This window comes from Streptomyces adelaidensis, assembly GCF_016598475.1.
Classification (GTDB): Bacteria; Actinomycetota; Actinomycetes; order Streptomycetales; family Streptomycetaceae; genus Streptomyces; species Streptomyces adelaidensis.
The window spans coordinates 1-22,382 of the sequence record NZ_JAEMUX010000113.1; the positions used below are offsets into that span (position 1 = coordinate 1).

Consider the following 22,382-nt stretch of genomic DNA (forward strand, 5'->3'; position numbering starts at 1 on the left):
ACCCGCACCCGCACCCGCACCCGCACCCGCACCCGTCTCGGTGCTCGTACTCATCGACCCGTGACCGCCGTGAGCCGGGCCAGTTCGGCGGCGAACCGGCCGTCCGGCACGTCGGCGGCCACCAGTTCCGCGTCGTACGCCGTGTCGACGTCACGCAGCCGGGGCAGATCGCGCACGCGCAGGCCCGCCGAGACCAGCCGCTCCCGCTGGACGGCCCCGGTCACCGGCGTCGACATCGGCACGCCCCGCAGCAGCCGGGGATCGGGCTCGGCGAGTCCCAGGGCCCAGAAGCCGCCGTCCTCCGCCGGGCCGAAATACGCGTCGCACCCCGTGAAGTCCACGGTCAGCAGGGCCGGGGTCACCTGCGGGGTGTCCATGCCGATGAGCAGGGCGGGGCCGTCGCAGCCGGCGAAGGCGGCGGCGAGCCGTTCGTCCAGTCCGCCCGCGCACTGCGCTGCGACGTCGAAACCGGGCGGCAGCCACCGGCCCGGCTCCCCGTCCAGCACCAGGACGCGGCGGCGGGCGGGCGTCGCGGCGACGGCGCACAGCGTGTCGACCAGGGCGGCCTCGGCGAGCGCCGCCGCGTCGTCGGGCGTGAAGGGCGGGGTGAGCCGGGTCTTCACCCGCCCCGGCCGGGGCTCCTTGGCGATGACGAGGAGCGTGGTCATGGCGAGGCGCGTGGTCATGGGCGGGTCCCTCCCGAGGTGGTGGCCGCGGTTCCTGCCACGGAAGTCGGCGCCGTCGCCTCGTTCAGTACGCGGCTCATGTCCCGTACCGCCTGCCAGGTGCCCCGCCAGGTGCCGGTGACCTTGGAGGCGCCGGTGCGCGGCAGGTACGGCACGTCGTGCTCGGTGACGCGCCAGCCGGCGTCGGCGGCGCGGACGACCATCTGGAGCGGGTAGCCGCTGCGCCGGTCGGTGAGGCCGAGGGCGAGCAGCGGCTCACGGCGGGCGGCGCGCAGCGGGCCGAGGTCGTGCAGGCGAAGTCCGGTGCGGCGGCGCAGCAGCCTGGCGAGCGCGAGGTTGCCGGCGCGAGCGTGCGCGGGCCAGGTGCCCCGCCCCTGCGGGCGGCGCCTGCCGAGCACCAGATCGGCCTGCCCGTCCGCCACTTCACGTACGAAGGGGACGAGGAGCGAGGGGTCGAGGGAGGCGTCGCAGTCGCAGAAGCACACGATGTCGGCCGTGGCGGCGGTCAGCCCCGCGTGGCAGGCGGCGCCGAAGCCGCGGCGCGTCTCGTGGACCACGGTCGCGCCCAGCCGGCGGGCGATGTCCGCCGAGCCGTCGGTGGAGCCGTTGTCCACGACGAGGGCGCGCCAGCCGGCCGGGATGCGGGCCAGCACCCAGGGCAGGGCTTCGGCCTCGTCCAGGCAGGGGAGCACGACGTCGACGTCCGGTGGTGTGGGAGAGGTCGTCACGGCTTTCACCCTACGGGGATGAACTTCACATAACGGACTCTCTGTCCTTACGGAATGCGGACGTCGGGGCCTCCGCACACGACCGGGGCGGCGCGGACGCGGGGCGTGGTGCGAGGCTGGCGGCATGGAACAGCACCCACACGAGCCGGGAGCGGCCGGGGCGGCGCGCGTCCTGGTGGTCGACGACGACCCCACGGTCGCCGAGGTCGTCGCCGGATACCTCGACCGGGCCGGATACGCCGTGGACCGCGCCGGGGACGGACCGACCGCGCTGGCCCGCGCCGCCGAGCACTGGCCCGACCTGGTCGTGCTGGACCTGATGCTGCCCGGCATGGACGGCCTGGAGGTGTGCCGCCGGATGCGGGCGCGCGGCCCGGTGCCGGTCGTCATGCTCACCGCGCGCGGCGACGAGGACGACCGCATCCTGGGCCTGGAGGTGGGCGCGGACGACTACGTGACCAAGCCGTTCAGTCCCCGCGAACTGGTCCTGCGCGTCGAGTCCGTACTGCGCCGAGCCCGGCCCGCGCCGAGTGCGCGCCCGCTGCGCTCGGCCGGCCTCGCCGTAGACCCCGCGGCCCGCCGCGCCACCAAGAACGGTACCGAACTCGCCCTGACCCTCCGCGAGTTCGACCTCCTCGCCTTCTTCCTCCGTAACCCGGGCCGCGCCCACAGCCGCGAGGACCTGATGCGCGAGGTATGGGGCTGGGACTTCGGCGACCTCTCGACCGTCACCGTCCACGTCCGCCGCCTACGCGGCAAGATCGAGGACGACCCGGCATGCCCCCGCCTGATCCAGACGGTCTGGGGCGTCGGCTACCGCTTCGACCCGACCCGCACCCCGTCCGACCCCCACGGCAGCGAGGACTGAGCGCATGTTCGACACCCTGCTCATCGCACTCTTCGCCGCCCTCGGGGCCGGCGCGGCCGGGCTGCTCGGGGCCGGGGCGTTGTGGTTGCTGCGGCGCCGCTCGCTCACCGCGTCGATCACCATCGTGGCCGCCGTCGCGGTGACGGCGATGCTCGCGGGCACCCTCGCCGTCGCCTGGGCGATGTTCCTCTCCCCGCACGACCTGAGCGTCGTCACGACGGTCGTCGCGATGGCCGCCGTCGTCTCGCTGGCCACCGCGACGCTGCTCGGCCGCTGGGTCGTCGCCCGCAGCCGCGCCCTCCAACTGGCCGCCCGCTCCTTCGGCGACGCCGGTTCCTTCGCCGCGCCCGTCGGCCCGGCCACCGCCGAACTCGACTCGCTCGGCGCCGAGTTGGCCGCCACGAGCGCGAAGCTCGCCATGTCCAGGGAACGCGAGCGCGCCCTGGAGTCCTCCCGGCGCGAACTCGTCGCCTGGATCTCGCACGACCTGCGCACCCCCCTGGCCGGCCTGCGCGCGATGGCCGAGGCCCTGGAGGACGGCGTCGCCGCCGACCCCGACCGCTACCTGCGCCAGATCCGCACCGAGGTCGAACGCCTCAACGACATGGTCGGCGACCTCTTCGAACTCTCCCGCATCCACGCCGGCGCCCTGGCGCTGTCGCCGTCCCGGATGTCCGCGTACGACCTGGTCGGTGACGCCCTCGCCGGGGTGTATCCGCTGGCCCACGAACACGGCGTACGGCTCGTCGGGGATCGCGTGGAGCCGGTACCGGTCGAGGTGGACGGCAAGGAGATGAGCCGCGTCCTCGGCAACCTCCTGGTCAACGCGATCCGGCGCACCCCCGCCGACGGCACCGTCATGGTCGCCGCCGAACGCGTCCCCGACGGCGTGGTGCTGTCCGTCACGGACGGCTGCGGCGGCATCCCCGAGGAGGACCTGCCCCGCGTCTTCGACACCGGCTGGCGCGGCACCCACGCCCGCACGCCCCCGGCGGGCGCCGGGCTGGGCCTCGCCATCGTCCGCGGCATCGTCGAGGCCCACCGGGGCAGCACCACGGTCCGCAACATCCCCGGCGGCTGCCGCTTCGAGGTGGTGCTGCCCACGGCCGCTTCATGAACGCGAGCAGCACCACCGGTCCGTCGCGGGGCCACGAGCCCCAGCTTCCGGCGGTCCTACGAGTCACGCATCCCGGCACGCGCGAACTCCCGCATCCCCTCCTCGAAGCCGACCTCCGGCTTCCACCCCAGCTCGGCGCGGAGCCGCGAGGAGTCGGCCGTGATGTGCCGTACGTCCCCCAGCCGGTACTCCCCGGTCACGACGGGCTCGGGCCCGCCGTACGCCTCGGCCAGCGCCCGAGCCATCTCCCCGACGGTGTGCGGCTCACCGCTGCCGGTGTTGTACGAGGTCAGGGCCCCCTGAACCGAACCAGCCGGAGCGGCCGGAGCGGCCGTAGCGGCCGGAGCAGTCGAACCGGCTGAACCGGCTGAACCGGCTGAACCGGCTGAACCGGCTGAACCGGCTGAACCGGCTGAACCGGCCGAACCGGCTGAACCGGCCTGAGTAGCCGAACCGGCCGAACCGGCCTGAGTAGCCGAGCCGGCCGACCCCGCCGACCCCGCCGACCCGGCCGAACCGGCCTGAGTAGCCGAGCCGGCCGACCCCGCCGACCCCGCCGACCCGGCCGAACCGGCCTGAGCAGCCGAGCCGGCCGACCCCGCCGACCCGGCCGACCCGGCCTGAGCAGCCGAACCGGCCGACCCCGCCTCCAGCGCCACCACATTGGCCGCCGCCACATCCCGTACGTGCACGAAGTCCCGCCGCTGACGGCCGTCCTCGAACACGCGCGGAGCCTCGCCGCGCGCGAGCGCCGAGCGGAAGAAGGAGGCCACCCCGGCGTAGGGCGTGTCCCGGGGCATCCGGGGCCCGTACACGTTGTGGTAGCGCAGCGACACCGCCGTCCCGCCGGTCGCCCGCGCCCACGCGGCGGCCAGGTGCTCCTGGGCGAGCTTGGTCGTCGCGTACACATTGCGGGGATCGGCCGGGGCGTCCTCGCCCACCAGCCCCGGCGACAGCTCCGCCCCGCACTCGGGGCACAGCGGCTCGAAGCGGCCCGCCGCGAGATCGGCGACGCCACGCGGCCCCGGCCGCACCACGCCGTGCCGCCCGCACTCGTACCGTCCCTCCCCGTACACCACCATCGACCCCGCCAGCACCAGCCGCCGCACCCCCGCGTCCGCCATGGCGGCCAGCAGCACCGCCGTACCGAGGTCATTGCGGGAGACGTACTCCGCCGCGTCGGCGAACCCGGTGCCGAGACCGACCATCGCCGCCTGATGACACACGGCGTCCACCCCCTCCAACGCCCGGCCCACCGCCCCCGCGTCCCGCACATCCGCACCCGCGTCCGCCGCCACGTCGAACACGACGACCTCATGCCCCCGCGCCGCCAGCGCCTCGACGACATGGGACCCGATGAACCCGGCACCGCCGGTGACCAGTACACGCATACGCCTCACGCTACGGCCGCACACCCCCGACCCCCCGCGCCCACGCCCGGCACGTCACGCTTCCGTAAGGGACGACCCTCGCGCGCCCGGGAGGAGCTGCGGTCGCGGGCGAACACCCGCTCGGGGACCGGCATCCCTCAGGCCCGCCCCCGCGACTCCGCCGCGCGCCGCGCCAGCGAGTCGAAGACGACCGCGATGAGCAGCACCCCGCCGGTGATCATGAACTGGACCGCGGACTGGACTCCCAGCAGTGCCATGCCCGAGGCGATCGACTGGATGATGAGCACCCCGAGCAGCGCCGACCACGTCGAGCCGCGACCGCCGAACAGGCTGGTCCCACCGATGACGGCGGCGGCGATCGCGTTGATCAGGAGCATGCCGGAGCCAGGGACCTGGGTCGCCGAGGCGAGCCGGGACGCGACGAACAGGCCCCCGACCGCGGCCAGTGTCCCCGACACCACGAACACCGAGATCCGCATGCGCGCCACATCGACACCGGCCCGCCGGGCCGCCTCCACCCCGCCGCCCAGCGCGTGGACCTGCCGGCCGTAGGGCGTACGGCGCAGGAGGACGTCGGAGACGACGATGACTCCGAGGAGGATCAGAAGCGCCAGCGGCAGGCCCTCGAACCGGCCCAGCACGTACACGGCGACGAACACGACCACCGCGAGAAGCGCCGTACGCGCCCAGATCTCGCCCACCGGCCGGTACGGCATCCCGGCGGCGACGCGGCGTCCGCGGTCGTAGTGGGCGACGAGCAGATACGCGACCGTACCGAGCGCCGCCAGGCCGTAGCCGACGGCGGCCGAGCCGAAGTGGCGGCCGGTGAGCTCGGCGACCAACCCGTCCTCGCTGAAGTGGATGGTGCTCTCCGGCCCCAGCAGGTAGAGCATCAGGCCGTTCCAGGCCAGCAGACCCGCGAGGGTGACGACGAACGCCGGTACGCCGATCTTGGTGAAGACGAACCCGTGGAAGGCCCCGGCGACCGCCCCGCAGCCCACCGCGATGATCACGGCGAGCCATTCCGACATCCCATGGGTCACGTTCAACGCCGCGAACAGGGCGCCCGACAGGCCCGCGAGCGAGCCCACCGACAGGTCGATCTCACCGATCAGCAGGACGAAGACGACGCCGACGGCGACCATCCCGGTGCCGACGATGTCCACGCCGAGGACGGACAGGTTGCGCGGCGAGAGGAAGTTCTCGTTGAGGCTCTGGAAGACGATCCAGGTCACGGCGAGAGCGAGCAGGGCCGGCGCCGGACCGAGTTCCCCTTCGCGCAGCCTGCGGCGCGCCGCACCCGCGTACGTCCGGATATGCCCGGCGTACCACCGGCGCCCGTCGCGGCGCCGGCCGGCGCCGCGAACCTGGATCCCTCTCCTCCACTCCCTCCACCCGCCCCTCACGGCCATGCCTCCTCCGGGCGCGGCGGGCGGTCGAGGGCGGCGTTGTCCGTCGCGCCGGTGCTGGCGGAGATGATCTGTTCCTGCGAGGTGGTGCTGACGTTGAAGAGGCCGTTGTTGCGGCCGAGGCGCAGGACGGCGACCCGGTCGGCGACGGCCTTGATGTCACCCATGTTGTGGCTGATGAGGAGCACCCCGGCACCCCGGTCGCGCAGTTCCTCGATGAGGTCGAGGAGCTGGTTGGTCTGCTCGAAGCCCAGCGAGGCGGTGGGCTCGTCGAGCAGTAGCAGCCGGGGCGGGTCGAGGAACGAGCGGGTGATCGCGACGACCCGCCGCTGCCCGCCGGAGAGCGTGGCGAGCGGCGCCCGTACGTCGGGGATGCGGATGGACAGGATCTGCAGCAGCTCGCGGGTCCGGCGCTCCATCTCCACCTCGTCGAGGATGCCGAAGCGGTGGATCTCCCGGCCGAGGAAGAGATTGGCGACGACATCGAGGTTGCCGCACATCGCGAGGTCCTGGTAGACGGTCGCGATCCCCAGGGCCTGGGCGTCCTGCGGCCGCTTGATCTGGACGGCACCGCCCTCCCACTCGATGACGCCCTTGTCGGCGGGACCGGCTCCCGAGATCACCTTGACCAGGGTGGACTTGCCGGCGGCGTTGTCGCCCACCAGGGCGACCACCTCCCCGGCCCTGATCTCCAGCTCGACGTCCACGAGCGCCTGCACGGCGGCGAAGCGCTTGGAGACGCCACGCAACGCCAGCAGCGGCTGAACCACGGGCCACCTCCTTCCACCCTCGGGGGACGGTCACCGGGTGAGCCCGGCCTGGTCGCAGGCGGACCGGAGCTTGGGGGTGCAGATCTGGTCGACGGTGTACATCCCGTCCTTCACCAGGGTGTCCTTGATGTTGTCGGCCGTCACCGAGACCGAGGGCAGCAGGACCGCCGGGACATCCTTGGTGGTGGGGCTGTCGACGGTGCCGGTGGCGATGGAGTCGATGCTCTCGCCGCGCCCCAGGGCGACGGCCATCTCGGCGGCGGCGTCGGCAGCGGGCTTGAAGGGCTTGTAGATGGTCATGTACTGGTCGCCCCTGACGATGCGCTGTACGGCCGCGAGGTCGGCGTCCTGACCGGTGACCGGGGGCAGCGGCCTGACCGCGGCGGCGTCGAGGGCGGAGACCACGGCGCCGGCGAGGGAGTCGTTGGCGGCCAGAACGCCGTCGATGTTGTCCGCGCCCAGGGCGGAGATGGCGCCGGTCATGTTGGTGTACGCGTTCTCCGGCCGCCATCCGACGGTGTCGTACGACTTGCCGATCTCCACCTTGTCCTGGAGGACGGAGAGCGCTCCCCGCTTGTACCAGTCGGCGTTGGGATCGGTCGTGGCGCCGTTCATCATGACGATCTGGCCGCCGTCCGCCTCCGAGCCCATGGCCTCCAGGAGCGCCTCGCCCTGGAGCTTGCCGACGATCTCGCCGTCGAAGGTGACGTAACCGGAGATGGGGCCCTGCGCGAGCCGGTCATAGGCGACGACCGGGATGTCGGCCCGGTCCGCGGCCTCGACCGACGAGCGCAGCGCCTCGGAGTCGACGGCGGCGACGATCAGGACGTCCACGCCTCTGGTGATCATGGCGTCGAGCTGCTGCCGCTGGACCGTCGGCTCGGGCGTGGCGGCGACGGTCGCCGCCGGGCAGTCCGGGCACAGCTCCTTCAGCTTCTTCTCGATCAGGGGCCTGTCGAACTGCCCGAAGCGAGAGGCTCCGCCACCCGGGAGCAGCACACCGACGGTGAGGCTGTCGCCGCCCCCGCCGCTTCCCCCGTCGCCCCCGCCCCCGCCGCAGGCTCCGCTCAGAGCCAGCACGGCGGCGACGGCGACCGCCACAGACATACGGGCGAGGGACCCGCGCTTCACGGCCGGAAGGCTGACACCGAGACCCATGGTCAGTTCCTTAGGAGAATTCGTCTGAATTTGCCCCGTAATGGAATCTTAAGGTCAAGCGCAGTCAAGCCGCCGGTCCCGCCCCGTTCGGCTCGCATCCGGCGTATCCGGCGTATCCGGCGCACGTCCGGCTCACATCCAGTCGTCGAGCCCCGGGTCGTCGCCGGTCGCCACTGTCGCGAGCCGGTCCATGTGGTGCGTCCAGCCCTCCTTGTGCGCGGCGCAGGCCTCCGGCGAGGGCAGGCCGCGGTGGGCCAGGCGCAGCAGGGTGCCGTCGGGGACCGCTTCGAGGGTGATCTCCACCGTGGACGAGCCGGGCGGTACGGGCATCGCGCCCTCGGCCCAGCCCCAGGTGAAGACGGGCCGCTTGGGCGGATCGACCTCGACGAAGCGGCCCTCGGCGACGTTCTCGCCGTTGACCGTCGTCAGTCCGTGCTCGACGCGGTCGAGCAGATCGCCGAGCACGCCCGCGCCACCGGTGCCTTCGGCCCGCCGCTTCCCACGTCCGTCGACGCCCCCGCCTTCCACCGTGCGCTCGGGGTCAGCGGGTGGAACCCTGACTGGAACAACTGACCGGAGGTCCGGAGACGAATGCCGATCGACGAGACAGCGGAGCGCGTCATCCGGCTCCCACCCGAACAGGTGGCCGCCTACGCCATGGACTGGCGCCATGACGCCGAGTGGACCCAGGGCATCCGTACGGCGCGACTGACCAGGGAGGCCGACGGAGGCGGCTTCGGCATCGGCGCCGAGGTCACCCGAACCGCGTACTTCCTCGGCAGGCGCATCGACTACGTCCTGCGCGTCGCCTCGTACGACCCCCCTGAACTGCTGGACATGGTGTCCGTGGCGGGCCCGATGCCCATGCATGTCACGTACACGTTCACGCGGCACCCGTCGGGCACCCTCGCCGGCATCCGCGTCCGGGGCGACGCCGGCCGCCTCTACCGCCTGGCCGCGCCCGTCATGGCACGGAAAGTCCGCTCATCCATCGGCAAGGACCTGCGCGACCTGGAGCACAAACTGCTGGAGCCGCCACCGCCACCGCCACCGCCACCGCCCACGAGCACCTGACCGCCCGTCGCCGCGCGCCGGCCGCCACCCGCCAACCGGTAGAGCGGCAGCCCCTGCCGTGCCGTATCCGTGCCGCATCGGATGCGGGCGGAGCGCGGCGTGCGGGGATACCGTCAGCGGCGTGGACGGTGATCGCCGAGGGTGGCAAGCGTGTTCGCTCAGTGGGGCGGTGTTCGCCGTGTGCATGGCCGGCACCACGCTGCCGACCCCCCTCTATCCCCTCTACCAGGAGAAGTTCGGGTTCTCCGAACTGACGGTGACCGTGGTGTACGCCGTGTACGCCTTCGCGGTCATCGGCGTGCTGTTGCTGGTGGGCAACGCCTCGGACGCCGTGGGCAGGCGTGCGGTGCTGCTGTGGGGACTGGGCTGTGCGGCGGCGAGCGCGGCCTGCTTCCTGTGTGCCACCGGGCTGGGCTGGCTGTACGCGGGGCGGCTGCTGTCCGGCCTCTCCGCCGGTCTGTTCACCGGGGCCGCCACGGCGTTCGTGATGGAGCTGGCGCCGTACGGCGGCGCCTCCCGCGCCACGTTCGTGGCGACGGCCGCCAACATGGGCGGACTGGGCTGCGGTCCGCTGCTCGCCGGGGTGCTCGCGCAATACGCCCCGTGGCCGCTGTACCTGCCGTTCGCCGTGCATCTCGCCCTGCTGGCCGGCTCGGCCGCCGTCCTGCTGCGGCTTCCGGAGACGGTGCGGGAGCGGCAGCCACTGAGCACCGTACGGCCGCGCCGGCCGGCTCTGCCCGTGCGGGTGCGGGCGGTGTTCGCGCCCGCGGCGATCGCCTCGTTCGTGGGGTTCGCGCTGTTCGGGGTCTTCACATCGGTCAGCCCGGCGTTCCTCGCCGAGTCCCTGGACGTGGACAACCACGCCGTGAGCGGCCTGGTCGTCGCCCTGGCCTTCTTCGCCTCGACCGCCGGACAACTGGCCGTCGGCCGAGTCGGGGTGGGCCGGTCCCTGCCGCTGGGCTGCGCCTTCCTCCTCGCCGGACTGGCCCTGCTGGCGGGGGCACTGCACTGGAACCTGATGTCGCTGGTGGTACTGAGCGCCCTCGTCGGCGGAGCCGGCCAGGGCCTGGCGTTCCGCGGCGCGCTCGCCGCGGTGGCCGAGGCGTCTCCGGCGGGCCGGCACGCGACAGTGATCTCGACCCTCTTCGTGGTGGCCTACGCGGGCATCTCGGTACCGGTGATCGGCGTCGGCGTACTCACGGACCCGATCGGCCTGGAGAACGCGGGCCTGGTGTTCATCGCCTGCATGGCCGTCCTGGTCACGACCGCGGCGGCCTACCTGCTCCGGCGACCGGTTCCGACGAGAACATAACCGCGCACGGAGACGGTGACGACACATCTGTCCGCCGGATTCCGCGCACTGCTCCGTGCGTTGGTATGCGGCCGTGAGCCGCGCGTCCTTCGTCGTCGGCGGAGCGGGTCCGACTGGGCGGCATACCCCAAATGCTCGCTTTGGATGCAAGAAGGCCATATGCGGCTTAGCGTCAGCTTCGGATCGATCGAACGATCTTCCAGGAGCGCGGTGTACGGGTCCCACGCCGTGTCACTCACGAACCGACGACAGGAGCACAGGAATGCGTGTCTTGACCGCTGCCTCGGCAGCTGCCCTCGCCACCACGGCGATGCTGGCCTCGCTGGCGATACCAGCCGGCGCCTCGACAGGAGACTCGGACGTTTCCGTAAGGGCGGGCGACGAGCGCACCTCCGGGAACGTACGCCTCGACGGCCGGCAGGAAGTGCCCGGGCCGGGTGACCCCGACGGTCATGGCCGGTTCGTGTACAAGATCGACCATGACACGCTCTGCTACAAGCTCAGTGTCCGTGACATCCGCCGCCCCACCGCCGCCCACATCCACATCGCCCCGAGAGGCGAGGCGGGACCCATCGCCGTCACGCTCAAGACACCCCCCAAGAACGGCATCGTCAGCGACTGCATCCGGGCCCAGCGGGATCAGAACCCCAAGAACGCCGCGACAGTACTGACGGCCTGGGAACTCGACGGCATCAAGCGGGACGCCTTCTTCTTCTACGTCAACGTCCACAACGAGGAGTTCCCCGCCGGAGCCATCCGCGGCCAGCTCGCCTAGCGAGACGCTGACGGCCGGAGACCCCTCCGGCACGGCATCAAGCCCCCTGCCCCCTGCCCGCGGAGAACCCGCAGGCAGGGGGCAGGGGGCTTGTGGCGCCGTACGCCTGGGCGCGCCCCCTCCCAGGCGGTGTCGCCGACCGCTACGCGATCAGGGGTGGTCCTTCAACGCCGCGTACGCTCGCTCGACTTCGCCGAGGTACTGCTCCAGATGGAAGCGAACCTCCTCGATGACCCCGTCGTCGAGGCCGGGGTACATCAGGTCGGACCAGATGACCGTCTCGCCCCGGAGCCGGATCCGGACGGTCAGCCTGTCCGGCCCCGGCTCGGGCCGCTCCTGGGCCGCCACCTCCACCGTGCCCGGCGTATCCGTCGGACAGAGCGGTCCGCCCGGGCGGAGCAGCTCCCTCGGGCCGAGGCCGACCATCCTGCTGTCGCCGCGCGTCACCACGTCGAGGCCATCGACGAACAGGTACGTGTGCACGGCCGTACACGCCGGCGGCCCAGGACACGCGCTGATGAGCGGCGTGCTCACCGCACCACAGCTCCGCCCGTCGGGCGCGGTGGACCGCACCGCGCGCGGGGGTCTACGCGGCATCCGCCCGATGTGACGTCATGGGCCGATCGTAACGGCCACGCCGCCCAGGCCGAGGCCGGGAACCGCGTACGCGGATCTGTCCCACCCTCCGGGGGCGGCTCGTCCACGCGTACGTCGACCGAGGGCGGCGCGATGCCGCCTCGGAGACGTCCGGCTCGCGCCGCGGGAGGCAGGCCGTGCTGCCGTCCGGTGCCGGCGGAAATCTCGACCACCGTGGGCAGTCGGCGCTCGGCCCTTGTCTCATTGCCCGGCTTCGGGGCCGTACGACTGGAGTGCCTGGTCAGCGACGGCGGCCAGGCACGCGGTCACGGGGCCGGGGAAGTGGTCAACGCGTCGACGAGCTGGGCGAATTCGGTCCGTTGCCGGTCGGCCAGGGTGGCGTAGAGCGGTGCCTGCAGCTCGTCGGTGAGCTGCTCGGCACGCCGCCATCGGGGGATGAGGGCTTCGGCGACGGAATGTGGTTCCTGCCAGCCGTAGTGGGCCGCCCGTTCGACGCCGAGGTTGATGACCACGGCCTCTCGGGCGCTGAGCCCGCACAGGCGTACCGCCGCCAGATGGCAGGCGCCGCGGTGTTCCCGCAGTACGTGTACGCGCTGCATGGCCGCACCGACCGGGTCGTCGGCGGGGCATGGCCGCGCGCGCCAGCCGGCGAACAGGGGCAGGGCGTCGGCGTCGGCGGTGTCGATCAGCTGTTGCGCCAAGCGGTTGAAGTGCTCCACGTCGACGCCGGCGGGGATGTGGGCGCGCCCCCACTCCCGGACGGCCCGCGCATAACAGCAGGCGGCCTCCTCCGCCGGCATCACGGACCGGCCCGCCAGCCAGCCCGCGGTGACCAGGCCGGGGCCGAGGAAGCCCTGGACCGCTTGGACCACCGGGACGGATGCCTCGCCGAGCACCCCGAACCGGCCGCGGCAGTAGAAGCCGCGCCCCGGGGAGAACCCGGCACGCAGACCCACGGCGGCGGTCGCCTCGTCGGACATGAACTCGTCACCGAAGTCGTGGATGGGCCGGGCCACCGCGGCGATGCAGTCGAAGATCTCCATGCGCTGAAGGTCGCTCACCATGAACCAACAGGTCAAGGGGGTTATTTCTGATGAAACCCTTTAGGTAATCTATCGAGTCATGCTGGATCTCCGCCGTCTGCACATGCTCAAGACCGTCGCCGCCCGAGGCTCCATCGCCGCGGCCGCCCAGTCACTGGCGCTGACCGCCGGTGCCGTGTCCCAGCAGTTGTCCGCGCTGCGGCGGGACGTGGGAGCCGATCTGCTGCGCCCCGACGGGCGCACCGTGGCGCTGACGGAGGCGGGCCGGGTGCTCCTCGAACACGCCGACCGGATCCTCGCCGCCGTACAGGAGGCGGAGAGCGCCGTCGCGGCGGTCAAGGGCACGGTCGGCGCCACCGCCACGCTCGCCGCGCTGCCGTCGACCGTCGCCCGGATCGTGGCCCCCGCACTGAACGAGCTGGGCGCACACCACCCGCAGCTCACCGTGACCTGCGTGATCGCCGACCAGGCGCAACTGCGGGAACTCACCCTCGGCGCCGTCGACGTGGTGCTGGGGCAGAGGTACCACCACCTGCCCGACGCCACACCCCGGGCCATCGAGGTCTCGCCGCTCCTCGACGATCCGCTGCTCGTCGTCACCGCGGCCGGCCAGGGCGACGAGCGGCCCGTCGCCCTGCGCGAACTCGCCGCGCACGGCCTCGCCCTGCCGCCCCCCACCACGGACTGCGGACAAGCCATCCTGCACGCCTGCCACCAGGCCGGCTTCACCCCCACGACGCGCTACGTCACCGCCGACATCGCCGCCCAGCTCACCCTCGCCCGAGCCGGTCTCGCCACCGCGCTCGTCCCCCGGACGGCCATCGACCCGGCCACCCCCGGAATCCGCACAGCCCCCATCGACGACCACCCGATCCAGCGCCTCCTGTTCGCCGCGACCCGCCACACCGAGACCCCGAACCCGACGACCACAGCCGTCATCACGGCCCTGCGCACCGCCGCGAGGCACTGGGCCTAGTCCAGGCCATCCATGCCATCCAGGCCGTCGAGCGGCCGGAGGAATCGACGCTCATAGCGCTTGATGCAACGGGTCTCACGAGCCAGTTCGAACGCTTCCTGGCACTCCCGGTCGGACATGCTGTCCGTGCGGTACTGCTCGTACGCGGCCAGGCTGGGAAACGAGAAGAGGGCGTAGGCGATGTCACTGTCGCCCTCACTCGGCAGGAAGTAGCCATGGTGTCTCCCGCCGAAACGGTCGACGAGCCGAACCCAGCGCCGACCGTACTCTTCGAAATCCTCAAGCTTGTCGGCATCGATCTCATACTTCAGATGAATCGTGATCACACCCGCATGATGCCGTGTGCCGACCTTCGGGAGGCCGCTCGGCTACTGCAGGGCCGCGAGGCCCCTCTGCAGATCGTCGAGGTTCATGACCGGCTCGAAGGTGACTTCCGCGCCCATCTCCTGGAAGAAGGGATCGGCGATGGAGGGCAGCTGCGAGCTGTCCTCCATGTCGAACACGAGAAACATGGTGCGCCCGCCCTCGGGGGTGAAGTAGGCGGCCTCGGGGTTCAGTTGCTCGATGGCCGACTTCAGCGACTTGGGCATCGCTCCGTCCTTCGTCACCTGATTCGACATCTGGGTGTCCATGCGGGCCTTCATCATCATTCGCATCGCGCGCTCTCCTCGTCCACCGTGACCTGCGCGGTTCCGTCCGCGCTCGCCGGGTCCGGTGCATCCCGCTCAGCGTCACCTCCGCCGATCACCGACCGCAACATCTCCTACGCCTCACGTGACGCCGGGGGCTCATGGCGAGGGCACACGAGCGACGCGCGCAGGACTGGACCAATTGCGCGTCGGCGGTCATGATGACGCTGTCATGACAATTCCGTCTCGTGGGTGGTGGCCGTGCGCCGATCCATCGTGAGGGCCACTCTGGCCGCCGTCTTCCTCCTGGTGTCCCTGACGCCCGTCCCCGCGGCCGCACAGGGGCCCGCACAGGGGCCCGCACAGGGTCCCGCCCAGGAGACGGCCACTCCTTCCGACGTCGCCGTGGCCGCGGCGGACTGGACGGCACCGCTCAGCACGCGGGGCCGCTGGATCGTCGACGCGGACGGAGACCGCTTCAAGCTGCGCTCCGGCAACTGGCATGGAGCCAGCGGCACTTGGAACGGCTCAGGAAGCGTGGACGAGGACGTCAACCACCACGCGGGCGAGAACTCGGGCCGGATACCGCTCGGCCTGGACCGCGCCGCGCTGGCCGAGATCATCGCCGGTTTCCGGGAGATCGGGATCAACAGCATCCGACTGCCCTTCTCCAACGAGATGATCCATGACGAAGTCCCCGTCGCGGACGATGCCGTCGCCGCCAACGCCTCCCTGCGCGGCAGGACCCCGCTCCAGGTGTACGACGTCGTCGTCCGCGAACTCACCGCCGCCGGCCTCGCCGTGATCCTCAACAACCACACCAACACCACCCGCTGGTGCTGCGGAGTCGACGGCAACGAACGCTGGAACGCGAGCCGGTCCACCGGGACCTGGGAGAACGACTGGCTCTTCATGGCCCGTCGCTACCAGGAGAACAAGCGTGTCGTCGGCGCCGACCTCTACAACGAGGTGCGCCGCGACATCTGGGACGACCCCAACTGGGGCCTCGGCGACAACCACGACTGGTTCACCGCCTCGCAGCGTTTGGGCGACCGCATCCTGACGGAGGCCAACCCCGATCTGCTGATCATCGTCGAGGGCATCAACTGGACCGGAATCCCCGTCGACGGCCTCGCGCACGAACGTCCCACCCTGGAGCCCGTACGCCGTCTCTCGCACACGCTCGTGGACTCCGGCAAGCTCGTGTACTCCGCCCACTTCTACGACTACACCGGCCCCCACCACAGCGGCGCCACCGGAACGGGCGAAACGACCGACCCCCGCTACCGCGACCTGACCCCCGCCGAGCTGATCGACGTACTGAACCGCCAGGCGTTCTTCGTCACCGCCGAACAGGACCGGCACTTCACCGCCCCCGTCTGGATCAGCGAGTTCGGCATCGGGGGCCGCGAGGAGACCGGCGCCGGTCAGCGCGCCTGGTTCGTGAACTTCGTCGACCACCTGATCCGCACCGACGCCGACTTCGCGTACTGGCCGCTCGTCGGCTGGCACGAGGGCCGCACCGGCAACGGCTGGGCCCTGCTGCACTGGGACTCGGCGGGCAGACGTATGGGCCTGTACGACGGTGACGACTGGCGTGCCACCGCCTGGACCCGGCTCGTCGGGGCGCAGGGCCGCACCGGCCGCATCGACCCGGTGGCGGACTGGTCGATGCTCAGCCCCGACCACGGCGACTTCGTCGCGTCGCGGTGCATACGTGCCCTGCCCGACTGGGACTCCGGAGCCCGCAAGGCCGTCTGCCCCGACAGCCAGCGCCTCCTCGGCCTCAGCCACACCGGCAACCGGGGCCTGTGCTCGAACGTGTCCGCCGGCCCCGTGTGGGACCCGGCCGCCGGACACAAGGTGATCGTCGACGAGCGGTACGTCGCGCCGGGCCGGGACTGGGCGACCGGATACACCAAACTCCAGTGCCCCGACGGCCACTTCCTGACCGGCTACAGCGTCCGTGGCGCCGCCGTCTCCGCCGTCCTGTGCGCGGCCGCTCCGCCCGGCTCGATCGACGGCACGAGCGGCCGCACCGTCTGGTTCGACCGCGGCGACAACAGAGGCTTTAGCGCCAAGGGCGGCGACTTCGCGCCCGGCCACCACAAGGGCCAGTGCGCGGACGACGAGTACGCGGCCGGGATCGCCTACACGGGCCGGGTGGGCTCGTCGCGCACCCCCGACGCGCTGTACTGCCGACAGCTGAGCTGATCCGCCATCGATCGTGGTTGCCGGGCAGCCGGTCGCGGATGGACAGGCCCTGCACCGGTGAGCCGTTGAAGACGCGGAGGGCCCTGCCCGGCACGCCCCCTTCACGTCGGCATCGCGTCACAGAGACCTGAGGTACTCCTCGCCTTGTTCCGTGATCCGCATGGCGTTGTCACTCATGGAGCGGTTGGCGAATCCCTCACGGCGGAGACCCGTGAAATGACCGTTCATGTCCCGGGTCGGTATGGCATCTCCGAGCTTGTCGGTGAGCCAGGCGGCTTCGGTGTTCTGCAGGGCTTCGTTGCCGAGATGCCTGGCCAGCTCGAGGGCCCACAGGAGCTTGTCCCGCTTCAGCTTGATCCGGTGGTACGGGGCGATCCCATCGAGCGTCGTTGGTATGTGATCGAGACCGGCGAATGCCTTCGGTACGGGGACAGCGCGCGGCCTTCTCCTCCCGCTGCCTCGCGACGCCGAGCCTGCGTTGTCCGGCTTGCTGCCCTGCCTGGTGCGAAGGCTGTCGAAGCGACCCTCGAGCACGTTCCGGGCCCGTCGGACGCGTCGGACGCGTCGGACGCGGGGGACGCGGGGGACGCGGGGGACGCGGGGGACGCGGGATCGAAGAGGATGCGCGGTCCGGAGAAGTGATCCGCCATCAGGAAACTCATCGAGTGATGGGTGCGTCGGGGGGCCGTCATCTGTGAGACGGAGTGACCCACCATGGTGTTGTGAGGCGATCTGTCTCACAGCGGCGTGGATCATGTGGTCGGTTGTGAGTGATGCGTTGACAAGCAGGGATAGGGAATTGATGATGTAATCACTTATGCGGAGATAGTCAGAAGGTGATTTTCGCTCACCTTCCGCCCTCTCTGGTAACGCCCGATCTGTGGGCTTATGTGAGAATTTGCGAGTCGGGCCGGCCGACTTGTTCGAGCTGTCTGATCCCCAAGGAGAGGTGCCATGAGCGAGAAGGATCTGCACGCGAAGTTCCAGAGGCTGCCCGCCACGGTCCGGGAGAAGGTCGACGCCACACTGGCGGACGCGAAGATCGCGCTCAAGCTGCGGGTGGCCGAGGTGCTGGCCGACGAGGAGATGGCCGAGCACGCCGTCACGACCGCCGGCCGGATCGGCGCCAAGAGCGGCGAGGTCTCCGAGCTGACGATCATCCTGCCGCTGAAGCCGAACGGCGCCGAAAGGCTGCGGAAGTTCTTCAAGCTGGTCGGAGGGAACCTGGCGGGCGCGGGCCAGGTCGGCACCCTGCACAACATGCGCTTCGTGTTCCTCGACAACGACACGAAGCTGCTGTTCGCGACCGCCTTCGACGGCGAGTGGGACCCCTACATCGACGACTTCGCCACCAAGATCCCCGAGTTCATGGACTACCTGTTCAGCAACGTCGAGGGCTGGCCCGGCATCACCTCGCCCGACGTGAAGGACTTCATCGTCAAGTACCAGATCCCGGCGGAGGCGTGGTTCGTCTCCCACCCCAACCTCACCGTCGCGGAAGCCCACCGGCTCAAGCGCCAGGAGGCCGCCGTACAGCGCTTCCTCACCGACCTCAACTAAGGCGCTCGCACCATGTCCGTCTTCCGGCGTCTACGCCGTCCGCCCACCCTGGATCTCGACGACATCCAGGCGACCCTGCTGCGGGCCCGGCCCGAGCCCTACTTCGGCACCCACGCGATCCTGGAGATCACCGAGCCCGCCGCGGGCCGGGAACTGCTGCGCCGGCTCGCCCCCCGGGTGACCTCGGCGGCCCGCTGGGACGAACCGCGCCCGTCCTGGCTCGCTCTCGCCCTCAGCTACCAGGGGCTGGTGGCGCTGGGCGTGCCGGAGGAGTCGCTGGCCTCCTTCCCGGCCAACTTCCGTGCCGGGATGGCCGCCCGCGCCGAGCGGCTGCGCGACACCGGCGTGAACGCGCCGGAGCGCTGGGAGTTCCCGTTCGGCACACCGCGCGTGCATGCCGCCGTGACGGTCTACGCGGCGAGCGAGGACGACTGGCGGGCCGAAGTGGCCGCCTATGAGAAGGAGCTGGGCGAGGTTCCCGGTGTGCGGCTGCTGTCGCACCAGGACTTCGCGGCCGACGGGTTCAACGTCTTCGGCTACCGGGACGGCTTCAGCCAGCCGGTGGTCGAGGGCAGCGGCGCCGAGCCGCTGCCCGGTGACGGCAGGCCGATCAAGGCCGGCGAGTTCGTCCTCGGCCACCCGAGCGAGACGGGCGTTCCGCTGCCTGTGCCGACTCCGGACGTTCTCGGCCGCAACGGAACCTACGTCGTCTTCCGCAAGTACCACTCCCACGTCGCCGCTTTCAACAAGTGGCTGCACGACAACGCCCGTACGGAAGCCGAACGTGAACTGCTGGCGGCCAAGCTCGTCGGCCGCTGGCGCAGCGGCGCACCACTGGCCCTGGCACCGGAGCGCGACAACCCCGCGATCGGCGAGAACCCGAACAAGATCAACGACTTCGACTACGCCGCCGACCCGCGTGGGCTGCAGACCCCGCTGGGCTCCCACATCCGGCGGATGAACCCGCGCGACACGAAGCTGACGGTGCTGTCCGACGTCAACATCCGCCGGATCATCCGACGCGGCACCTCCTACGGCACCCCGCTGCCCCCGGACCGGCTCAAGGACGATGGCACGTCGCGCGGCCTGGACTTCATCGCGCTCGGCGCCCGGGCGATCGACAACGTCGAGTTCCTGCAGAGTGAATGGGTCGGCTCCGGCAACTTCATGGGCCTGGGCAAGGAGAAGGACCCGATGATCTCGCTCCAGGACAAGGGCGCCTACTTCACCGTGCCCGGCACCCCGCCTCGCAGGGTGCAGAACATCCAGTCCTTCAACACCCTGCTCGGCGGCGAGTACTTCTTCATGCCGAGTCTGTCCGCCATCCGCTGGCTCAGCGGCACCTGACCCGAACCCTTCGCGGAGGCCCCCCATGACCTCGTACGTCCGATACCGGCCCGACCTCGAACAGCCCTATCCGGACGAGGAAGAACTCGTCCGCCAGGTCGTCGAGGCCATGGGCAAGGCCAACCAGCAGGTCGCCGACAAACACCGCCACGGCCTGCGCGACGCCCACGCCAAGAGCCACGGTGTTCTCGCCGGTGAACTGCGCATCCGGCCGAATTTGCCCGCCCACCTCGCCCACGGCCTCTTCGCCGAACCGGCCACCTACCCGGTGATCGTCCGCTTCTCCTCAGCCCCCGGCGACCTGCGCTCCGACCAGGTACCCGTCCAGCGCGGCCTCGCGATCAAGGTGATCGGCGCGCCCGGGCCCCGCGCCCTGGACGACGGTTTCACCACCCAGGACTTCCTCCTCGTCAACCACCCCACCCTGCCCTTCGGCAACATCGCCGAGTACGCCAAGCTTCAGGGCCTGCTCGAGAAGCAGCCCCGCCAGAGCGACCAGCAGGTCCAGCTGACCGGCCTCGCCGCCCGCGCCGCCGCCAAGGCCCTCACCCGAGTGGGGCGCCCGCTGCCCCCGGCGGTCGAGACCCTGGCCGCCGCCAACCACCACATCCTCGGCGAGACCTTCCACTCCATGGCCGCCCTGCGCTACGGCGACCACGTCGCCAAGATGTCCGCCTCGCCCCGCTCGGCGAACGTCAGGGCCCTCACCGGCAGCCAGGTCGACAAGAAGGACGGCGAATCGGCGTTGCGTGACCTGGTCGTCGACTTCTTCGGCCACAACAGCGCCGAGTACGACATCCGCGCTCAGCTGTGCACGGACATCGACCGCATGCCGGTGGAGGACGCCTCCGTGCTGTGGCCGGAGGAAATGTCACCGCACGAGACCGTGGCGGTGCTGCACCTGCCCGCCCAGGACGCCTATAGCGACGCCCGCCGCCGTTACGCCGACGACGTCCTCTCCTTCAGTCCCTGGCACGCCCTGGAAGCCCACCGCCCCCTGGGCTCCATCATGCGCTCGCGCCGCGCCGCCTATCCCGCCTCCAGCGACTTCCGCCACCGCTTCAACGGCATCGAGCGCCAGGAGCCGTCCGACATCAAGGAACTGCCCGCCTGATCGCGGCAGCCCGATCCGCGGATGTGGCCGCGGATCGGGCCGGGGGCCGCGTGCAGAATGGAGCCACCCGTTCTCCGTCCTGTCACCATCGAGGTCTTTCCGTTTCCCAGCCCGTCGGCCGCGTGCCACAGCGACGCAACGCACGGTCCAACCGGGCGCGCATCCTGGCCACCGCGCGCCAGGAGCTGGGGCGCAACCCTGACATCACCCTGGAGGAGCTGGCCCGCGCTTCCGGTGTAGTCAGGCGCACTGTCTTCGGGCACTTTCCCGGACGGGCGGCGCTCCTGGAGGCGCTGGCCGAGGAGGCCGCCCAGGCTGTCCAGGCCGCGCTGGCGGTCGCGGCACAGGCGACGGAACCGGCCGAGCGGGCACTCGCGCACTTCTCGTTGTCGATGTGGCCGGTGGGTGACCGTTACCGGATGCTCCTGGCGCTCGCCCAGCGGGACTTGGGCATGGAACGGGTCACCCAGATCCTCGGCCCCGCCCGGCTCAAGGTCACGGCCATCGTGGAACGGGGACAGCGGGACGGACGCTTCCACACCCATCTGCCGCCCGCCGTGCTGAGTGCCGGTCTGGAGGGGATGACGGTCGCCCTGCTGGAAGAGGTCAACACCGGGGCGCTGGAGGACGACGGCACGCGCGTAGCCGTCGCCACGCTCATCGCGGCCGGTGTGCCGGAAAAGTGGGCGTGTGCCGTGTCCGAGGAGCTGGCCGCCGCGGAGCATGGCAGCCGACGGCTGAGGCGCGTCCCGGCAGCTGAGACGCAGATGTGAACGGACCCTGGTGCCAAGGCGCCGGGGTCTCGGCATGTGCGCCTCAGCCTCGTTAAGCCGTCACCGTCGAGAAGCGGGGACCCCGTGCCGGCCAGCCGAAGGTCACGTCTGCGAGCAGAGCCCCATGGAAGGGGGACTCACCGAGGGCGAGGCAGTCTCGGTCACCGTCTCCACGGGGGCGCCCGAGGTCGACGTGCCGGACGTGACGGACAAGGACGAGGACGAGGATGAAGTGTCCCGGATCCTGAAGTACAAGGGCTTCAAGACAGAGCTGCGGCACGTCGAGTCCGAGGGGCGACGCGCGGGACCGTCGTCCTCAAGCACAACCCGGACGGCGGAGGAAAGGTCGAGAAGGGCACCGACGAGGGTTGAGTGGCGCAAGGTGATACTCGGAGGCCCTGGAGGCGACTGCTCGGCCCCGACTTGGGGCACGCAGAGGGCACGCAATCCCCGAATTGGCCTAGACAAACAAACCCCAGGCTACTGACCTGGGGTTTCATCATGGAGCGGGTGACGAGAATCGAACTCGCACTCTCAGCTTGGGAAGCTTCGGCGCTTGGGCGGGATCTGCGACTCTGACCTGCGCGGATTCCTTATGTATCGGTCGTCGTGCAGGTTGGTTCACACTGTTGTTGACCGTGGCTGCCCGCCCTTACGGGCACGCTATGGGCACGGCTTCGAAGGAGCGTGGGCAGAAGGAGCATGTGCACGGGGCTGCGCCGGCTGGGCTCGGTCGGATGTCCTGGCTGGAGAGCGTGTTCGCGTGTGCACAGAGCTTCCAGCGAAGCCTGTTTCCTGTCGACGTAAGGTCCCACCGCTATTGGAGGCGGTCTGCGGCCAC

Annotated in this window: 24 protein-coding genes; 12 read left to right on the forward strand and 12 right to left on the reverse strand. The window is 71.1% G+C overall.

Annotation, left to right across the window (positions count from 1 at the left end):
* Positions 1 to 50 precede the first annotated feature (50 nt).
* Both I8N67_RS37100 and I8N67_RS37105 read right to left on the reverse strand, forming a co-directional pair.
* Entirely contained in the window at positions 51 to 668 is a 618-nt protein-coding gene (locus I8N67_RS37100) for a TIGR04282 family arsenosugar biosynthesis glycosyltransferase (RefSeq protein WP_200308712.1), read from the reverse strand.
* 14 nt (positions 669 to 682) lie between these two features.
* Positions 683 to 1,423, reverse strand: a complete 741-nt coding sequence (locus tag I8N67_RS37105) for a glycosyltransferase family 2 protein (protein ID WP_200308691.1) — start codon at positions 1,421 to 1,423, stop codon at positions 683 to 685.
* A gap of 115 nt (positions 1,424 to 1,538) precedes the next feature.
* On the opposite strand from I8N67_RS37105, the gene I8N67_RS37110 reads away from it, so the two are divergent.
* Positions 1,539 to 2,282, forward strand: a complete 744-nt coding sequence (locus I8N67_RS37110; RefSeq protein ID WP_200308692.1) for a response regulator transcription factor — start codon at positions 1,539 to 1,541, stop codon at positions 2,280 to 2,282.
* A 4-nt stretch (positions 2,283 to 2,286) separates the two neighbouring features.
* A complete protein-coding gene (locus I8N67_RS37115) occupies positions 2,287 to 3,399 on the forward strand; it encodes a sensor histidine kinase (RefSeq protein ID WP_200308693.1) in 1,113 nt (370 codons plus the stop codon).
* Positions 3,400 to 3,455: 56 nt separating this feature from the next.
* On the opposite strand, the gene I8N67_RS43360 is transcribed toward I8N67_RS37115, so the two are convergent.
* The 5 genes from I8N67_RS43360 to I8N67_RS37150 all read right to left on the reverse strand — a co-directional run bounded on the left by I8N67_RS43360 (position 3,456) and on the right by I8N67_RS37150 (position 8,655).
* Positions 3,456 to 4,790: an NAD-dependent epimerase/dehydratase family protein gene (locus tag I8N67_RS43360; protein ID WP_234046893.1), complete on the reverse strand. Its 1,335-nt coding sequence runs from the start codon at positions 4,788 to 4,790 to the stop codon at positions 3,456 to 3,458.
* Positions 4,791 to 4,927: 137 nt separating this feature from the next.
* Positions 4,928 to 6,202, reverse strand: coding sequence for a sugar ABC transporter permease (locus I8N67_RS37135; protein ID WP_200308694.1), 1,275 nt, complete (start codon positions 6,200 to 6,202; stop codon positions 4,928 to 4,930).
* Positions 6,193 to 6,969: an ATP-binding cassette domain-containing protein gene (locus tag I8N67_RS37140; protein ID WP_307835482.1), complete on the reverse strand. Its 777-nt coding sequence runs from the start codon at positions 6,967 to 6,969 to the stop codon at positions 6,193 to 6,195. The genes I8N67_RS37135 and I8N67_RS37140 overlap by 10 nt, the downstream gene beginning before the upstream one ends.
* 30 nt (positions 6,970 to 6,999) lie before the next feature.
* Positions 7,000 to 8,127, reverse strand: coding sequence for a sugar ABC transporter substrate-binding protein (locus tag I8N67_RS37145; RefSeq protein WP_200308695.1), 1,128 nt, complete (start codon positions 8,125 to 8,127; stop codon positions 7,000 to 7,002).
* Positions 8,128 to 8,259: 132 nt separating this feature from the next.
* The gene (locus I8N67_RS37150; protein WP_307835483.1) at positions 8,260 to 8,655 is read right to left on the reverse strand and encodes an SRPBCC family protein; all 396 of its coding nucleotides are present in this window, start codon (positions 8,653 to 8,655) and stop codon (positions 8,260 to 8,262) included.
* 63 nt (positions 8,656 to 8,718) lie between these two features.
* Here I8N67_RS37150 and I8N67_RS37155 point away from each other — a divergent pair, with 63 nt between their 5' ends.
* From I8N67_RS37155 to I8N67_RS37165, 3 genes are all read left to right on the forward strand, one after another.
* Positions 8,719 to 9,201, forward strand: coding sequence for an SRPBCC family protein (locus I8N67_RS37155; protein WP_200308697.1), 483 nt, complete (start codon positions 8,719 to 8,721; stop codon positions 9,199 to 9,201).
* A 121-nt stretch (positions 9,202 to 9,322) separates the two neighbouring features.
* Positions 9,323 to 10,513, forward strand: coding sequence for an MFS transporter (locus I8N67_RS37160; protein ID WP_200308698.1), 1,191 nt, complete (start codon positions 9,323 to 9,325; stop codon positions 10,511 to 10,513).
* 262 nt (positions 10,514 to 10,775) lie between these two features.
* Positions 10,776 to 11,288 (forward strand): CHRD domain-containing protein, encoded by a 513-nt coding sequence (locus I8N67_RS37165; protein WP_200308699.1) that lies wholly within the window; start codon positions 10,776 to 10,778, stop codon positions 11,286 to 11,288.
* Positions 11,289 to 11,438: 150 nt separating this feature from the next.
* Here the strand turns inward: I8N67_RS37165 and I8N67_RS37170 are convergent, their stop codons facing one another.
* A complete protein-coding gene (locus tag I8N67_RS37170) occupies positions 11,439 to 11,822 on the reverse strand; it encodes a hypothetical protein (protein ID WP_200308700.1) in 384 nt (127 codons plus the stop codon).
* Positions 11,823 to 12,190: 368 nt separating this feature from the next.
* Positions 12,191 to 12,949 (reverse strand): SCO6745 family protein, encoded by a 759-nt coding sequence (locus I8N67_RS37175; RefSeq protein WP_200308701.1) that lies wholly within the window; start codon positions 12,947 to 12,949, stop codon positions 12,191 to 12,193.
* Positions 12,950 to 13,007: 58 nt separating this feature from the next.
* Between I8N67_RS37175 and I8N67_RS37180 the strand changes: the two genes are divergently transcribed.
* The gene (locus I8N67_RS37180; RefSeq protein ID WP_200308702.1) at positions 13,008 to 13,904 is read left to right on the forward strand and encodes a LysR substrate-binding domain-containing protein; all 897 of its coding nucleotides are present in this window, start codon (positions 13,008 to 13,010) and stop codon (positions 13,902 to 13,904) included.
* On the opposite strand, the gene I8N67_RS37185 is transcribed toward I8N67_RS37180, so the two are convergent.
* Together I8N67_RS37185 and I8N67_RS37190 are read right to left on the reverse strand one after the other, a co-directional pair.
* Positions 13,901 to 14,230: an NIPSNAP family protein gene (locus I8N67_RS37185; protein ID WP_200308703.1), complete on the reverse strand. Its 330-nt coding sequence runs from the start codon at positions 14,228 to 14,230 to the stop codon at positions 13,901 to 13,903. The genes I8N67_RS37180 and I8N67_RS37185 overlap by 4 nt on opposite strands.
* A 42-nt stretch (positions 14,231 to 14,272) precedes the next feature.
* Positions 14,273 to 14,560, reverse strand: coding sequence for a DUF3303 family protein (locus tag I8N67_RS37190; RefSeq protein WP_200308704.1), 288 nt, complete (start codon positions 14,558 to 14,560; stop codon positions 14,273 to 14,275).
* Positions 14,561 to 14,785: 225 nt separating this feature from the next.
* On the opposite strand from I8N67_RS37190, the gene I8N67_RS37195 reads away from it, so the two are divergent.
* The gene (locus tag I8N67_RS37195; RefSeq protein WP_200308705.1) at positions 14,786 to 16,747 is read left to right on the forward strand and encodes a glycoside hydrolase family 5 protein; all 1,962 of its coding nucleotides are present in this window, start codon (positions 14,786 to 14,788) and stop codon (positions 16,745 to 16,747) included.
* 117 nt (positions 16,748 to 16,864) lie between these two features.
* Here the strand turns inward: I8N67_RS37195 and I8N67_RS37200 are convergent, their stop codons facing one another.
* Positions 16,865 to 17,281, reverse strand: a complete 417-nt coding sequence (locus I8N67_RS37200; protein WP_200308706.1) for a hypothetical protein — start codon at positions 17,279 to 17,281, stop codon at positions 16,865 to 16,867.
* A gap of 420 nt (positions 17,282 to 17,701) precedes the next feature.
* Between I8N67_RS37200 and I8N67_RS37205 the strand changes: the two genes are divergently transcribed.
* The 5 genes from I8N67_RS37205 to I8N67_RS37225 all read left to right on the forward strand — a co-directional run bounded on the left by I8N67_RS37205 (position 17,702) and on the right by I8N67_RS37225 (position 22,028).
* Positions 17,702 to 18,307 (forward strand): hypothetical protein, encoded by a 606-nt coding sequence (locus tag I8N67_RS37205; RefSeq protein ID WP_200308707.1) that lies wholly within the window; start codon positions 17,702 to 17,704, stop codon positions 18,305 to 18,307.
* Between the two features lie 12 nt (positions 18,308 to 18,319).
* The gene (locus I8N67_RS37210) at positions 18,320 to 19,654 is read left to right on the forward strand and encodes a Dyp-type peroxidase (protein ID WP_200308708.1); all 1,335 of its coding nucleotides are present in this window, start codon (positions 18,320 to 18,322) and stop codon (positions 19,652 to 19,654) included.
* Positions 19,655 to 19,679: 25 nt separating this feature from the next.
* The gene (locus tag I8N67_RS37215; protein ID WP_200308709.1) at positions 19,680 to 20,768 is read left to right on the forward strand and encodes a catalase family protein; all 1,089 of its coding nucleotides are present in this window, start codon (positions 19,680 to 19,682) and stop codon (positions 20,766 to 20,768) included.
* Positions 20,769 to 20,890: 122 nt separating this feature from the next.
* The gene (locus I8N67_RS37220; RefSeq protein WP_307835484.1) at positions 20,891 to 21,541 is read left to right on the forward strand and encodes a TetR family transcriptional regulator; all 651 of its coding nucleotides are present in this window, start codon (positions 20,891 to 20,893) and stop codon (positions 21,539 to 21,541) included.
* 124 nt (positions 21,542 to 21,665) lie between these two features.
* A complete protein-coding gene (locus I8N67_RS37225) occupies positions 21,666 to 22,028 on the forward strand; it encodes a hypothetical protein (protein WP_200308711.1) in 363 nt (120 codons plus the stop codon).
* Positions 22,029 to 22,382: the final 354 nt, after the last annotated feature.

Bases quoted from the DNA above. Each gene is read 5' to 3' on its own strand.
- I8N67_RS37100 (WP_200308712.1), bottom strand. From the start codon at position 668: ATGACCACGCTCCTCGTCATCGCCAAGGAGCCCCGGCCGGGGCGGGTG.
- I8N67_RS37110 (WP_200308692.1), top strand. From the start codon at position 1,539: ATGGAACAGCACCCACACGAGCCGGGAGCGGCCGGGGCGGCGCGCGTC.
- I8N67_RS37115 (WP_200308693.1), top strand. From the start codon at position 2,287: ATGTTCGACACCCTGCTCATCGCACTCTTCGCCGCCCTCGGGGCCGGC.
- I8N67_RS43360 (WP_234046893.1), bottom strand. From the start codon at position 4,790: ATGCGTGTACTGGTCACCGGCGGTGCCGGGTTCATCGGGTCCCATGTC.
- I8N67_RS37135 (WP_200308694.1), bottom strand. From the start codon at position 6,202: ATGGCCGTGAGGGGCGGGTGGAGGGAGTGGAGGAGAGGGATCCAGGTT.
- I8N67_RS37145 (WP_200308695.1), bottom strand. From the start codon at position 8,127: ATGGGTCTCGGTGTCAGCCTTCCGGCCGTGAAGCGCGGGTCCCTCGCC.
- I8N67_RS37155 (WP_200308697.1), top strand. From the start codon at position 8,719: ATGCCGATCGACGAGACAGCGGAGCGCGTCATCCGGCTCCCACCCGAA.
- I8N67_RS37165 (WP_200308699.1), top strand. From the start codon at position 10,776: ATGCGTGTCTTGACCGCTGCCTCGGCAGCTGCCCTCGCCACCACGGCG.
- I8N67_RS37175 (WP_200308701.1), bottom strand. From the start codon at position 12,949: ATGGTGAGCGACCTTCAGCGCATGGAGATCTTCGACTGCATCGCCGCG.
- I8N67_RS37180 (WP_200308702.1), top strand. From the start codon at position 13,008: ATGCTGGATCTCCGCCGTCTGCACATGCTCAAGACCGTCGCCGCCCGA.
- I8N67_RS37190 (WP_200308704.1), bottom strand. From the start codon at position 14,560: ATGCGAATGATGATGAAGGCCCGCATGGACACCCAGATGTCGAATCAG.
- I8N67_RS37205 (WP_200308707.1), top strand. From the start codon at position 17,702: ATGAGCGAGAAGGATCTGCACGCGAAGTTCCAGAGGCTGCCCGCCACG.
- I8N67_RS37210 (WP_200308708.1), top strand. From the start codon at position 18,320: ATGTCCGTCTTCCGGCGTCTACGCCGTCCGCCCACCCTGGATCTCGAC.
- I8N67_RS37215 (WP_200308709.1), top strand. From the start codon at position 19,680: ATGACCTCGTACGTCCGATACCGGCCCGACCTCGAACAGCCCTATCCG.
- I8N67_RS37225 (WP_200308711.1), top strand. From the start codon at position 21,666: ATGGAAGGGGGACTCACCGAGGGCGAGGCAGTCTCGGTCACCGTCTCC.